Consider the following 13,767-nt stretch of genomic DNA (forward strand, 5'->3'; position numbering starts at 1 on the left):
CCTGACGGGCCGGAAGGTGACCGGGAGGCCGGGAGGCGGTACGAAGGCGTACGTGAAGGAACACACCCAGGCCGCGACCGTCCGCGTCTTCATCGCCCTCGCCCCGCCCGACGACGCGAAGCGGGAGCTGGAGCGGGCGCTCGCCCCCGCGTACGCCGCGCACCCGCGCATGCGCTGGAACCGCATCGAGGACTGGCACGTCACCCTGGCGTTCCTCGGCGAACTGCCGGTCGCGGCCGTTCCGCCGCTGCGGCCCCGGCTCGCGGAGCTGGCGGCGGCCCGGCGGCCCGTACGGCTGTCCCTGCGCGGCGGCGGGCACTTCGACGAGCGGGTCCTGTGGAGCGGGATAGCCGGCGAGCTGGAGGAGCTGCACGTCCTGGCCTCCGAGGTGCGGGCGACGGTGAAGGAGTGCGGCATCGGCTTCGCGGACCGGCCGCTGCGCCCCCACCTCACGCTGGCCCGGGCCCGGCGCGGCGACCCGTCCGCCGCACCGCGGGCCGCCGCCGGGCTCACGGCCTTCAGCGGCCGGGAGTGGGAGGCGGAGCGCCTCCACCTGGTCGGCAGCAACATCGGCCGGGGCCCGGGGCCGATCCACTACCGGGACATCGAGTCCTGGGCGTTCGGCGGCGGGAAGTGACGCGCGAAGGGGGCCGCCGGTCCGGGATGCGATCCGGAATTGCATGACCATGCGGCGGCATGCATAATCTTCCTATGTCTAAGGTCCTCACCTCCCTTCCCGCCGGCGAGCGCGTCGGCATCGCCTTCTCGGGCGGTCTCGACACCTCCGTCGCGGTCGCCTGGATGCGCGACAAGGGTGCCGTCCCGTGCACCTACACCGCCGACATCGGTCAGTACGACGAGCCCGACATCGCCTCGGTGCCCGGCCGCGCGCAGACCTACGGCGCCGAGATCGCGCGCCTGGTCGACTGCCGGGCGGCGCTGGTCGAGGAGGGGCTGGCCGCGCTCACCTGCGGCGCGTTCCACATCCGCTCGGGCGGGCGGGCCTACTTCAACACCACCCCGCTCGGCCGCGCCGTGACCGGCACCCTGCTGGTCCGGGCCATGCTGGAGGACAACGTCCAGATCTGGGGCGACGGCTCCACCTTCAAGGGCAACGACATCGAGCGGTTCTACCGCTACGGCCTGCTCGCCAACCCGCACCTGCGGATCTACAAGCCGTGGCTGGACGCGGACTTCGTGACCGAGCTGGGCGGCCGCAAGGAGATGTCGGAGTGGCTGCTGGCCCACGACCTCCCCTACCGCGACAGCACCGAGAAGGCGTACTCCACCGACGCCAACATCTGGGGCGCCACCCACGAGGCGAAGACCCTGGAGCACCTGGACACCGGCGTGGAGACCGTCGACCCGATCATGGGCGTGCGGTTCTGGGACCCGTCCGTCGAGATCGCCACCGAGGACGTGACGATCGGCTTCAACCAGGGCCGCCCCGTCACGATCAACGGCAAGGAGTTCGCCTCCGCCGTCGACCTGGTGATGGAGGCCAACGCCATCGGCGGCCGCCACGGCATGGGCATGTCGGACCAGATCGAGAACCGGATCATCGAGGCCAAGAGCCGCGGCATCTACGAGGCGCCGGGCATGGCCCTGCTGCACGCCGCGTACGAGCGCCTGGTCAACGCCATCCACAACGAGGACACCCTCGCCCAGTACCACAACGAGGGCCGCCGCCTCGGCCGGCTCATGTACGAGGGCCGCTGGCTGGACCCGCAGGCCCTGATGGTCCGGGAGTCCCTCCAGCGCTGGGTCGGCGCGGCCGTCACCGGCGAGGTGACCCTGCGGCTGCGGCGCGGTGAGGACTACTCGATCCTCGACACCCGGGGCCCGGCGTTCAGCTACCACCCGGACAAGCTCTCCATGGAGCGCACCGAGGACTCGGCCTTCGGCCCGGTGGACCGGATCGGCCAGCTCACCATGCGCAACCTGGACATCGCCGACTCCCGCGCCAAGCTGGAGCAGTACGCCGTCCTCGGCCTGATCGGCACCGGCAGCCCCGCCGTCGGCGCCGCGCAGGCGGCCGCGACCGGGCTGATCGGCAGCATGCCGGAGATGCCGGAGGGCGGCGCCGAGGCCATCGCCTCGCGCGGCGCGGTCTCCGCCGACGAGGAGATGCTGGACCGCGCCGCGATGGAGTTCGGCACGGACTGACCCCGGCGGGCGGTACGACGCGACGGGCCGGCCCGGCGCCTTCGGGCGCCGGGCCGGCCCTTCCCACGTCCGGGGCTCAGTACACGAGCTTGTACGTCACGTCCTTGGGGACCGGGTGGGGTGCCGTGCCGGTGTAGAGCAGCCGGATCGTGGTGAAGCGCCGGACGTCGTGGTGCCCGGGCCAGGACCGCGGCTCGCTCAGGGTCACCGTCACCGGGTAGGCGCGGAAGTGCCCGGCCGCGCAGTACGGGCGGCAGTCGTTGACCATGTCGGTGCCGGTGGCGGTCGCGGTGCCCGGCCCCCAGCTCTTCCAGTGCAGGTCGACGAGCCGGTTGTTGCCGTCGCCGCAGGCCAGCAGGTACTCCTCGGGGCGGACCTGGGGCTTGTCGAAGCAGTCGACCACGACGAGCGGGTCCGGGGCCGCGGGGGTGCGGGCGGCGGAGGCCGGGACGGCGGCGGCCGCGAGGGCCGCGAGCGCGCACAACAGGGCCGCCCTGCGCACCCCGTGCCGGCGCACCCGTACGGGCCGGGTCCCTCGCGAAGCTTCCATGGCGTCCATCCGCCCCTCCTCGCCGGTCGCTCCCGCCGCCGGTGCCGCGGCACTCCCAGCTTTCCTCATCCGGCCGCGCCCCGCACCCGCAGCGGGCGCCGGCGGAGGTGTCAGGCGGTGCGGGGTGCTCGGCGCATGGCCCAGAGGGTGGGGCCGCCGCCGGGGAGCTCGACCTCGCCCAGGACCTCGAAGCCGAAGTGCTCGTAGACGGGCAGGTTGGACGGCTTGGAGGACTCCAGGTAGACGGGCAGGCCCGCCGCGTCGGCCTTGGCCAGGCCGGAGCGCAGCAGCGCCGACCCGTGGCCCCGGCCCTGGCCGGCCGGGTCCGCGCCGATCAGCGCCAGGTACCAGTGCGGCTCCTGCGGGGCGTGCCGGGCGGCCAGCTCGACGGCGTCGCGGAACAGGTGGGCCCGGTCGCCGAGGATCTCCGTGAGCTCCCGGATGGTGTCCGCGTCGGGGACGGACTTCTCGTGGCCCTCCGGCGACACCCAGAAGGCGGCGGCGGCCCCGGTGCGCTCGCACACGCCGTGCCGGACGTACTGGCGCGTGTAAATGGTGCTGAAGTACCGCGTCAGGTTCTCCTCGCGCGTGCCCTCGGCGGGGAAGAACCAGTTCATCATCGGGTCGTCGTGGAAGGCGCGGGCCAGGGCACGGCTGATCGAAGGGGCATCGTCAACGGTGGCCGTCTTGGGCAGGTTCGTCATCGACATACGGGTCATTCTGCACGCGGATGATCTTGTGCCGGACCCCGGGGTCCTGCTGGCCACAACCCCTACGTCCCGGTAACTTGGTGGCCGCCCAAGAGGATTCGACCGGAGGGAACGGGGGACCGTGGCAGATCACGACCTGACCGGCTTCACCAGGGGCACGTTCACGCACGAAGGCACCACCCGGCGGCTGCTGCGCCGGGGCTCGGGCCCGGCGGTGATCGTCATCGCGGAGATCCCGGGCATCACGCCGAAGGTGCTGGCGTTCGCCGAGCGGGTGGCGGAGGCGGGCTGCACCGCCGTGCTGCCGGTGCTCTTCGGCGAACCCGGCCGGGACGCGGATCCCAGGACCGCGGGCCGGACGAAGACCGCCGGCTACGTCGCCTCCAGCATGCTGCGGGTCTGCGTGAGCCGGGAGTTCACGCTGCTGGCCACCGGGCGCACGTCGACGGTGGTGTCGTGGCTCCGGGCGCTCGCCGCGGCCGAGCACGAGCGTTGCGGCGGTCCCGGGGTCGGCGCCGTCGGGATGTGCCTGACCGGCGGGTTCGCGCTGGCCATGGCCACCGACCCGCGCCTGCTCGCCCCGGTGCTGTCCCAGCCGTCGCTGCCGCTGGCCCTCACCCCCGGCCGGGCCGGCCGCATCGACATCTCCCCCGAGGACCTGGCGGTCGTGCGCGGGCGCTGCGAGCGCGAGGGGCTGCAGGTGCTCGGCCTGCGCTTCCGCGGCGACCGGCTGGTGCCCGGAGACCGGTTCGCGCACCTGCGCCGCGAGCTGGGCGACGCGTTCGTCGCCGTGGAGCTGGACGACGCCGCGGCGAACCCCGACGCCGTGCTGCCCCCGCACTCCGTCCTGACGGAGCACCTGGTGGACGAGCCGGGCCAGCCCACGCGGCAGGCCCTGGACACCGTCCTCGACCTGTTCCGCACCCGGCTGCTGGCGGCCGGGCCAAGCTGACCCCGACGCTCAGGCGTGCCGCCGGGCCGTCTCCCCCGTGCCGAGGGCGATCGTGGCACGGGGGCGCATCGGCCCCTCTCCCCGGCGGGAGAGCAGCACCACCTCGTCGACCCGGGCGGACATCCCGGCCAGGCGGGCATCGCACTCCGGGACCAGCCGGCGCGGGTCGCGGGTGCGGCCGAGCGACAGGTGCGGGGTGAAGTGCGGGAACCGCCCCCGGCACTGGGGGAACGGCTCCGCCAGGGACTCCCGCAGCGCCGTCCAGGGACGCTCGCCGGCCGCCGCGGGGTCGAGCCACACGGTGGCGTAGGCGCGGTGGCGGAAGGCGCGCACCCCGCTGAGGCGGACGGCGAAGGGCGCGCAGCGGGCCGCGGCCTCCGCCAGCAACGGTAGGGCCACCGGGAAGTCCTCCTCCGGTACGAAGCCGAAGAGCAGGTTCACGTGCGGCGGCCAGCGGCGGATCTGGGGGTCGTGCTCCGCCCGGAGCTCCTGGATGGGCTGCCACAGCCCGGGCGGTGGGAGCCACACGAGAGCCGTCCGGGGCGTGGGGGCGACGTCCAGGATCCCGGGGCCCCCGGCGGCCGGTCCACCGACGGCCGGGTGGTGCGGTCTCACCCCGCCATCATGCCCCGGCCGGTTCCCCTGGGTGGCGCAGGTGCGGGACAGGCCCCGGCTCGTCCGGGCGGCTCGCACGCCGGGTGCGCTCGCGGGCGCCCGGCCCGGCGGGCGGGTCAGGGGCGGTCGTGGCCCGTGGTCCCGCGCGCCGGGGCCGGTGCGGGCACCCGGCGTGGAAGACTCCGCGCGCAACCCCCCGCCCGCGTTCCGTCCCCCACGGGAGGTCCCCCGTGCCGCACCGCCCCGTCCCCAAGTACGCCCGGACCGCCGCCCTCGCCGCCGGCTCGCTGGTCCTCGTCCTGGCCGCCGGGGCCTCCCCCGCGGCGCCCGCACCCCCGCCGACGCCGCCCGCCGCACCGCGGGCGACCGCCGTCGCGGGCGCGCCAGGCACCGCGACGGCCCTGGCCGGGTACGCGATCCAGTCGACGGCGAAGGTCGCGGACACCGCCGCCGCCGTGTCCAGCCCCGGCTACGCGGCCACGGGCTGGTACCCCGCCGGGCCCCGGTCCACCGTGCTCGCGGCACTGCTCGCGGCCGGGGTCCACCCCGACCCCTTCTACTCCACCCGGCAAAAGAGGATCCCGGCCGGGGACTTCACCGTGCCGTGGTGGTACCGGGCGGACTTCCTCGTCGCCGACACGACCGCCCGTACGTACCTGGACTTCAGCGGGGTGATCTCGGCCGCCGACGTCTACGTCAACGGCCGCCGGATCGCCGACGCGACCACCGTCACCGGCGCCTACACCCGGCACGAGACCGACGTCACCGACCTGGTCAGGGCGGGCACCAACACGGTCGCGTTCCGGATCCGGCCCAACGACCCGCGCGAGCACCTCACGATGGGCTGGCTCGACTGGCTGCAGCCGCCGCCCGACGGGAACATGGGGATCGTCCGCGACGTCACCGTGCGCCGGGGCGGCCCCGTCGCCCTGCGCGACGCACACGTGGTGACCTCCCTGGCACTGCCCTCGATGGCCTCGGCCGAGCTGACCGTCAAGGCCCGGGTGCGCAACGACTCGGCGGCCGCCGTCACCGCCACGGTCGCGGGCACCGTCGGCCCGGCCCCCGTCAGCCGCAGCGTCACCCTCGCCCCGCACGAGACCCGCACCGTGGTCTTCTCCCCGGCCGACCACCCGGCGCTGCGGCTGCAGGCGCCCCGCGTGTGGTGGCCCGCCGCGATGGGCGGGCAGCCCCTGTACTCCCTCGACCTGACCGCGACGGTGAACGGCCTGCCCTCCGACGCCGCGCACGAATCCTTCGGCATCCGCGACGTGCGGGCACCGCTGAACGCCGACGGAGCACGCCAGTACGTGGTGAACGGACGCCCGCTGCTGATCCGGGGCGGCGGCTGGTCCCCCGACGAGTTCCTGCGCTGGGACCCCCGGTACGTGGAGGACCGCCTGAAGTACGCCCTCGACCTGGGGCTGAACGCGCTGCGCCTGGAGGGGCACATCGAGCCGGACGAGTTCTTCGACCTGGCCGACCGGTACGGGATCCTCACCCTGCCCGGATGGGAGTGCTGCGGCAAGTGGGAGGGCGAGGTCAACGGCTCGGAGGCCGGACAGCGGTGGGAGAGCGCCGACTACCCGGTCGCCAGGGCGTCCATGGCCGCCGAGGCCGCACGGCTGCGCCGCCACCCCAGCGTGGCCTCCTTCCTGATCGGCAGCGACTTCGCCCCGGACCGGACGATCGAGCAGGGCTACCTCGACGCGCTGGAGGCCGCCGACTGGACGGCCCCGGTGGTCCCCTCCGCCTCCGGCCGGTCCTCACCGATCACCGGGCGCTCCGGGATGAAGATGACCGGGCCCTACGACTGGGTCCCGCCGGGCTACTGGTACGCCAAGCGGGAGGGCGGGGCCACCGGCTTCAACTCCGAGACCAGCGCCGGGCCGGACGTGCCGACCCTGGACACCCTGCGCCGGATGATGTCACCGGCGGAGCTGGAGAGCCTGTGGAAGGACCCCTCGGCGGCCCAGTACCACCGCTCGCCCTCGTCCACGTTCTCGACGCTCAGGCTGTACGACGCGGCCCTGGCGGGCCGTTACGGCGCGCCCACGGGCCTGGAGGACTACGTGCGCAAGGCGCAGCTCGCCCAGTACGAGGCCGTGCGGGCGCAGTTCGAGGCGTACGCCCGCAACGCGAAGGACGCCTCCGCGCCCTCGACGGGGGTGGTGTACTGGATGTTCAACAGCGGCTGGACGTCGCTGCACTGGCAGCTGGTGGACCGCTACCTCGACCAGGGCGGCGCCTACTTCGGGGCGAAGAAGGCGAACGAGCCGCTGCACATCCAGTACGGGTACGACGACCGGGCCGTCTCGGTCGTCAACAGCCGTGCGTCCGCGGCCTCGGGCCTGACGGCGCGGGTGACCCTCTTCGACCCCGACGGCACGCGGCGCTACGAGCGGACGGTGACGGGGCTGGACGTGGCGGGCGGCGGAGCGAGCACGACCGCGCTGACGCTGCCCGCGTCGGTGCCGGGCCTCGCCACCACCCACCTGGCACGGCTGCTGCTCACCGACGCCGACGGGCGGGAGGTGAGCCGCAACGTCTACTGGCTCTCCACCCGGGCCGACGTGCTCGACTACTCCAGGAGCACCTGGTACCACACGCCGACCACCGCGTACGCCGACCTGACGGGGCTGAACGCGATGCCGCGGTCGGCCGTAACGGCGACGGCCTCCACGACGGCCGACGGCCAGGGGGTCTCGACGACGACGGTGACCGTGCGCCACACCGGAACGGGAAGCACCCCGGCCCTGCTCACGGACGTGCACCTGCTTGGCGCGGCGGGCGCACCGCTGCTGCCCGTCCGCTGGAGCGACAACCAGGTCACCCTGTGGCCGGGCGAATCGGCGACGCTCACGGCGACCTACCGCACGGCCGACCTCCACGGCACGCCCCCGGCCCTGCGGCTCTCCGGCTGGAACACCCCGACGACGACGGCCCCGGCCGGCTGAGCCGGGGCGCGGGTTCCTTAGCGGAACGTTAGATCTCGGTGGCGGGCCTTGTCCGGGTCCGGCACCGGATCCATGCTCTGGGCACCCCCTCGTCCGGGGCGTTCCCCCCTCCCGTCAGGGACTTCCGTCTGGAGCCGCCATGTCCTCGCCCGCCGTCACGCCCGAGTCGCCGCACCGGGAGGAGCGCGCCAGGCGGCGCCTCGCCCTGATCGGCGGATCGCTGGGCAACCTCGTGGAGTGGTACGACTGGTTCGTCTACGCGAGCTTCGCGATCTACTTCGCCGACTCCTTCTTCCCCGGCGACAACCCGACCACCCAGCTGCTGAACACCGCGGGCATCTTCGCGGTGGGCTTCCTGATGCGCCCGGTCGGGGGGTGGATCCTGGGCCGGGCCGCGGACCGGCACGGGCGCAAGAGCGCGCTCACCCTCACCGTCACCATGATGTCGGTGGCGGCCCTGATGATCGCCGTCGCGCCGACCTACGGCCAGGCCGGGTACGCCGGCGCCCTGGTGCTGCTGCTGGCGCGCCTGCTCCAGGGGCTGAGCATCGGCGGCGAGTACGCGGCCAGCGCCACGTACCTCACCGAGGCCTCGGCCCGCGACCGGCGCGGGCTGGGCTCGTCCTTCCAGTACGTCTCGATGACCTGCGGGCAGCTGCTGGGCCTCGGCATCCTGATCACGATGCAGCACACACTGACCGCGGCCCAGCTGTCGAGCTGGGGGTGGCGGATCCCGTTCGTCCTCGGGGCCCTGTTCGCGGTGGTGGTGTTCTGGCTGCGGCGGCGGCTCCAGGAGACCGACGCGTTCACGGAGGAGTCCTCCGAGGAGGGTGCCCACGACGCCAGTGCGCGCGGCTCGCTCAAGGCGCTGTGGCAGCACCGGCGGCAGGCCGGCCTGGTGATGGCGCTGACCCTCGGCGGGACCGTCGCGTACTACACGTACACCACGTACCTCACCAAGTACCTGGTCGGCAGCGCCGGCCTGCCCAAGACGACGGCCACGCTGGTGAGTTTCACCGCCCTCGCCCTCTTCGCCGTGCTCCAGCCCTTCGCCGGGATGCTGTCCGACCGGATCGGCCGCCGCCCGCTGCTGATCACCTTCGCGGTGGGCTGCACGCTCGGCACGTACCCGATCATGACGGCCCTCGGTTCGGCGGACTCGTACGGGTCGGCGCTGGGCCTGTCCCTGCTCGCCCTGGTGATCGTCACCGGCTACACCTCGATCAACGCGGCGGTGAAGGCCGAGCTGTTCCCGACCCGGGTGCGCGCCCTGGGCGTGGCCCTGCCGTACGCCATCGCCAACGCGCTGTTCGGCGGCACGGCCGAGTACGTGGCCCTGTGGTTCAAGAGCGGCGGCCACGAGAAGATGTTCTTCTGGTACGTGTCCGGCTGCGCGCTGGTCTCGCTGGTGACCTACGTGCTGATGCCGGACACCCGTGACGCGGCGCTGAGCCGGGCCGAGGCGGCCGGGGCGGGCACGCCCGCCGGTGGCTCCGCGTCCGCGAAGGCCGGTGCCGGGGCCGCCCGTTGACACCGTGAACCGTGAACCCGCGAACCCGGCCGGAGGGCCCGATGCACGCACTGCTCGTCGAGGACGACGACCGCATGGCCCGGGCCCTCGGCACGGCCCTCGCCCAGCGCGGGCACACGGTACGCCGGGCGGCACGGGCGGCGGACGCCCTGCGGCACGTCCGCGAGGCCGAGTTCGTCCTGCTCGACCTGGGGCTGCCCGATCTCGACGGCCTGGAGCTGCTGCGCCGCCTGCGCACGATCTGCGACGCCCCGCTGATCGTGGTGACGGCGCGCTGCGAGGAGCGTGACGTCGTGCAGGGGCTGCGGGCGGGCGCCGACGACTACGTGGTCAAGCCGTTCCGGATGGCGGAGCTGATGGCGCGGATCGACAGCGTGCGGCGCCGGTCGGGCGGGCGCACGGCGGCCGAGCCCGCGCGGTACGCCGGCGGGCCGGTGCGCAGCGGGGACGTCGAGGTGGACCCGGCGGGCCGCACCGTCACGGTGGCCGGCGCCGAGGTCCGTTTGACGCGGCGGGAGTTCGACGTCCTGGCCTTCCTGGCGGCGCGGCCCGGCGAGGTGCACTCCCGGGAGGAGATCCTGGACCGGATCTGGGGCGACGCCTTCCTGGCCGCGTCCCGTTCGCTGGACGTGCACGTCGCGGGGATCCGGGCGAAGACGGGACGGGCCGGGCTGGTGCGCACGGTGCGCGGGTTCGGCTACCAGCTGGGCTCCGCCGCCGGGTGTCCGGACGGGGAGTCCGGCGCGTGAGGCGCAGGCTCCTCGCGGTGCTGATGGTGCTCATGGGGGCGGCCGCGCTGCTGCTGTGCGTGCCCCTGGCCGAGGCGTACGCGCGCGGGCGGACCGAGCACCTGCTGCTGCAACGGCGCTCGGAGGCCGTGCGCTTCGCGGACCTCGCCGACCGGACCGGTACGGCCGCCGACCGGGCGGAGCTGTCGGCGGAGATCGGCCGGTACGCCGAGCTGTACGGGGCCGCGGTGGTGGTCGTGGACCCGTCGGGGGCGACGGTGGCGCGGGCCGGTTCGGGGCCGGCGCGGGCCTCGCTCACGGGTCCGGGGGCCTCCGCGGCGGCCGAGGCCCGGGACCGGGCGCTGACCGGGCGTTCCACCGACCGGCTGCCGACGGTGCGGCCCTGGGGTCCGGCGCGGGTGGTGCTCGCGGAGCCGGTGGGGCGGGACGAGCGGGTGAGCGGTGCGGTGCTGCTGGCGGTGCCGGCGGACGCCGCCCGCCGGGACGTGACGGCCCGCTGGGCGCTCATCGCGGCCGGGGCGGCGGCCGCCTTCACCGCGGCGGCGCTGGTCGCGGCGGGGATCACGCGCTGGCTGATGCGGCCGCTGCTCGACCTGGACCGGGCGGTGGAGGGGCTGGCCGCCGGGAGCCTGCACGCGCGGGCGGTCTCGGACGCCGGGCCGCCGGAACTGCGGCGGCTGCGGCGGCACTTCAACGCGATGGCGCAGGCGCTGGCCGAGTCCCTCTCCCGTCAGCGGGACTTCGTCGCCGACGCCTCGCACCAGCTGCGCAATCCGCTGGCGACGCTGGTGCTCCAGCTGGAGAACGTCGAGCCGCACGTCGCCCCCGGTCCCGGCCGGGCCGAGCACGGTCGCGCGCTGGAGGAGACGGAGCGGCTGGAGGAGCTGCTCGACGGGCTGCTGGCGCTGGCCCGGGTGGAGTCGGCGGCGCCGGAGCTGCGCGAGCAGGACGTGGCCGCGGCGGTGCGGGAGCGGGTACGCGCCTGGCTGCCGGTGTTCCGGGCGGCCGGTCTGGAGCTGGCGGTCCGGGGCCCGGCCGGGGAGTTGGCGGCCCGTGCCCTGCCGGACGCGGCGGGCCGGGTCCTGGACGCGGCCCTGGACAACGCGGTGAAGTTCGTGCCGAGCGGCGGCCGGGTCGAGGTGTGCGCCCGGCGGGCCGCGGACGGCTCGGCGGTGGTACGGGTGGCCGATGACGGGCCGGGCGTCCCGAAGGAGCAGCTGGAGCTGCTGCCGAGGCGTTTCGCCCGTGCGCCGGAGCACCAGAACGTGCGCGGCAGCGGGCTGGGGCTGGCCATCGCGGACGAGATCGCGCGGATCAGCGGCGGCCGGCTGGGCATCGGCGGGAACGTGCCGCGCGGGCTGGTGGTGGAGCTGCGGCTGCCGCCGCCGTGACGGCTCAGCCGTACACGGAGCGGTAGTGGGCGGCGGCGCCCGGGTGGAGGGGGACCCTGCCGGTGGAGATGGCGAAGCGGGGCTCCAGCCGTACGCCCGCGGTCACGTCGCGCAGCAGGTCGCGCCACCGGTCGGACACCACCCGCAGCAGGGCGCTCGCGGCGTCAGCGGGCACCGTGTCCCGGGCGAGGAGGTAGTTGCCGACGCCGAGGGTGGCGACCGGTGCGGTCAGTCCGTACGCCCCGGCCGGCAGGGTGACGGCCGTGTAGACGGGGCCGTGGAGTTCGCGCAGCGGGCCCACGTGGCCGTCCAGGGCGAGGAAGCGCAGCGGCAGTGCGCGGGCCAGCTCCGTCAGGGCCGGGGTGGGGACGCCGCCGGACCAGAAGAAGGCGGCGACGTCGCCGGTGCGCAGGGCGGCCGCCGACTCGGCGAGGCCCAGCAGGCGCACGTCCGCCGGGGCCGGGCCGGTACCGGTCCCGGTGAGCCCGGCGGCGCGCAGGACGCGTCCGGCGACCACCTGGACCCCCGACCCGGCGGCACCCGCCGCGACGGGGCGTCCGGCGAGGTCGGCTACGGCGTGCACCGGTCCGGCGGCGGGGACCACCAGGTGCGTGTAGTTGACGTAGACCCGGGCCAGTGCCGTCACCGCGGCCGGCCGGGGGAACGGCTCCCGCCCGAGCACCGCGTCCTCGGCGACGTCGGCCGTGGCCAGGGCGAGGTCCACGGAGCCCCCGTCCAGTCTGCTCAGGTTGTCCACGCTCGCGGCGGTGTCCACCGGCACGATCTCGAGGCCGCTGCCGACGTCGGCGGCGGCCCGCGCCAGGGCCAGGCCGAAGGCGTTGTACGGGCCTCCGCGCGGCCCGGTCGCGAGCCGCAGCCGGCGCACCGGCCCGGAGTCCGCCGAGCAGCCGGCGAGCGCCGCCGCGGCCGCGCCGAGTCCGGCCCGTAGCAGCCGGCGGCGGCCGGAGTGCGTGTCCGTCACGGCGGCAGCGTAGCCACTGACGCCCCCACGTGGCGTCAGTGGCCCGGGGCGAGGGTGCCCGCCACGCCGAGGAGCGTCGACACCCACGCAGCGGACGCCCACGTCACCGGTCCCCGAGGGGGCCTCCTCGGCGGCACACCGGAACACGGCGGTCCGCGTCCGCCGGGGCTCGCCCGGGACGGCGTACCGTACGGGGCAGTCCCCGCCCCCGTCCCGCCCGTCCGCCCGCCGCCGCCCCGGACCGGCGTTCCCGCACCCCGCCGGCGCGGGCTCCCCGCGTCCGGCGGCGGGGGGAACGTCATGGTCGTGTGACAGGACTGCCACAACGGCGCAGCGCGGGAACTCGGCCGGGGCGCGGTGCCGTGTCCCTGCACGTGCCGGTGCGGGGCCGGCCGGGAGACATCGAGGAGCATCCCATGCAGTACACAGCAGGCCCGCGCCGCTCGGCGGCGGTGCTCGTGGCGGCCGCCGCGGCCGCCGTCCTGATGACGGGCTGCGGCCCGGCCGACGACGGGGCGGCCGGGACGCCGCCGGCGCCGCCCACCGCCTCGGTGCCGGCCAAGCCGACGCCGACGGGCGGCTCCTCGGGCGGCTCCTCGACCGGCTCCTCGGGCGGTTCGGCCACCGGCGGCTCGGGCGGCACCGCGCCGAGCCCGACGGCTTCCGCCCCGGGCAGCGGCGGGGCGAAGCCCTGCACGACCGGCGAGGTCAAGGTCTCGGACGCCGAGCAGGCCGCGGTCCGGCCGCCCGGCACGGGGACGGGAGCGGCCATCGTGTCGGTCACCAACACCTCGAAGCACGCCTGCACCCTCAACGGGTTCCCGACGGTCGCCGGGGCGGGCAACGGCTCGCCGGGCAAGAACGTGCCCCTGGCGATCACCCAGAGCGGCAAGGCGTCGACGGTCGCACTGGCGCCGGGCGCCCGCGCGTGGACGAAGCTCACCTTCGTCAACGTCCAGGGCGAGGCGGACGGGTACTGCGTGTCCGGCGCGACCCCCGCCTCCTTCCCGACCATGGTGATCGGCGTCCCCGGCGCGGGCTCGCACCAGATCGCCATGACCGACGGCGTCTTCGCGGAGTGCGACGACAAGGCGACCGTCACCGCCTTCTCCGCCGTCAAGCCCACCTGAGTCGGGGTGCGGGGTGGTGCGCCCCGCGGGCCCG

Annotated in this window: 12 protein-coding genes; 8 read left to right on the plus strand and 4 right to left on the minus strand. The window is 75.3% G+C overall.

Annotated elements, in window-relative coordinates:
* The first annotated feature begins 52 nt into the window (after window positions 1-52).
* On the plus strand, window positions 53-637 hold the full coding sequence (thpR, locus tag D1J60_RS01685) for an RNA 2',3'-cyclic phosphodiesterase (RefSeq protein ID WP_125819831.1): 585 nt from the start codon (window positions 53-55) through the stop codon (window positions 635-637).
* 74 nt (window positions 638-711) lie between these two features.
* Window positions 712-2,166, plus strand: a complete 1,455-nt coding sequence (argG, locus tag D1J60_RS01690; RefSeq protein ID WP_125819832.1) for an argininosuccinate synthase — start codon at window positions 712-714, stop codon at window positions 2,164-2,166.
* A gap of 76 nt (window positions 2,167-2,242) precedes the next feature.
* On the opposite strand, the gene D1J60_RS01695 is transcribed toward argG, so the two are convergent.
* Entirely contained in the window at window positions 2,243-2,725 is a 483-nt protein-coding gene (locus tag D1J60_RS01695; protein WP_241253100.1) for a hypothetical protein, read from the minus strand.
* Window positions 2,726-2,826: 101 nt separating this feature from the next.
* Window positions 2,827-3,435 (minus strand): GNAT family N-acetyltransferase, encoded by a 609-nt coding sequence (locus D1J60_RS01700; protein WP_125819833.1) that lies wholly within the window; start codon window positions 3,433-3,435, stop codon window positions 2,827-2,829.
* A 112-nt stretch (window positions 3,436-3,547) separates the two neighbouring features.
* Between D1J60_RS01700 and D1J60_RS01705 the strand changes: the two genes are divergently transcribed.
* Complete coding sequence (locus D1J60_RS01705; RefSeq protein WP_125819834.1) at window positions 3,548-4,378, plus strand: dienelactone hydrolase family protein; 831 nt, start codon at window positions 3,548-3,550, stop codon at window positions 4,376-4,378.
* A 9-nt stretch (window positions 4,379-4,387) separates the two neighbouring features.
* Here D1J60_RS01705 and D1J60_RS01710 read toward each other — a convergent pair whose 3' ends face one another.
* On the minus strand, window positions 4,388-4,993 hold the full coding sequence (locus tag D1J60_RS01710; protein WP_206436464.1) for a 2'-5' RNA ligase family protein: 606 nt from the start codon (window positions 4,991-4,993) through the stop codon (window positions 4,388-4,390).
* 230 nt (window positions 4,994-5,223) lie between these two features.
* On the opposite strand from D1J60_RS01710, the gene D1J60_RS01715 reads away from it, so the two are divergent.
* From D1J60_RS01715 to D1J60_RS01730, 4 genes are all read left to right on the plus strand, one after another.
* Window positions 5,224-7,950 carry an exo-beta-D-glucosaminidase gene (locus D1J60_RS01715; RefSeq protein WP_164720811.1) on the plus strand — a complete coding sequence of 909 codons (2,727 nt, stop codon included), beginning with the start codon at window positions 5,224-5,226 and terminating at the stop codon, window positions 7,948-7,950.
* A 139-nt stretch (window positions 7,951-8,089) separates the two neighbouring features.
* Window positions 8,090-9,481 carry an MFS transporter gene (locus D1J60_RS01720; RefSeq protein WP_206436465.1) on the plus strand — a complete coding sequence of 464 codons (1,392 nt, stop codon included), beginning with the start codon at window positions 8,090-8,092 and terminating at the stop codon, window positions 9,479-9,481.
* Window positions 9,482-9,522: 41 nt separating this feature from the next.
* Window positions 9,523-10,230 (plus strand): response regulator transcription factor, encoded by a 708-nt coding sequence (locus tag D1J60_RS01725; protein WP_125819835.1) that lies wholly within the window; start codon window positions 9,523-9,525, stop codon window positions 10,228-10,230.
* Window positions 10,227-11,621: a HAMP domain-containing sensor histidine kinase gene (locus D1J60_RS01730; RefSeq protein ID WP_241253101.1), complete on the plus strand. Its 1,395-nt coding sequence runs from the start codon at window positions 10,227-10,229 to the stop codon at window positions 11,619-11,621. Before D1J60_RS01725 ends, D1J60_RS01730 begins: the two co-directional genes overlap by 4 nt.
* A gap of 4 nt (window positions 11,622-11,625) precedes the next feature.
* On the opposite strand, the gene D1J60_RS01735 is transcribed toward D1J60_RS01730, so the two are convergent.
* A complete protein-coding gene (locus D1J60_RS01735; RefSeq protein WP_241253102.1) occupies window positions 11,626-12,603 on the minus strand; it encodes a TAXI family TRAP transporter solute-binding subunit in 978 nt (325 codons plus the stop codon).
* A 416-nt stretch (window positions 12,604-13,019) separates the two neighbouring features.
* Between D1J60_RS01735 and D1J60_RS01740 the strand changes: the two genes are divergently transcribed.
* Window positions 13,020-13,733 carry a DUF4232 domain-containing protein gene (locus tag D1J60_RS01740; protein ID WP_125819836.1) on the plus strand — a complete coding sequence of 238 codons (714 nt, stop codon included), beginning with the start codon at window positions 13,020-13,022 and terminating at the stop codon, window positions 13,731-13,733.
* The last annotated feature ends 34 nt before the right edge of the window (window positions 13,734-13,767 follow it).

The sequence above is a fragment of the Streptomyces sp. W1SF4 genome, from assembly GCF_003950035.1.
GTDB classification, from domain to species: Bacteria; Actinomycetota; Actinomycetes; order Streptomycetales; family Streptomycetaceae; genus Streptomyces; species Streptomyces racemochromogenes.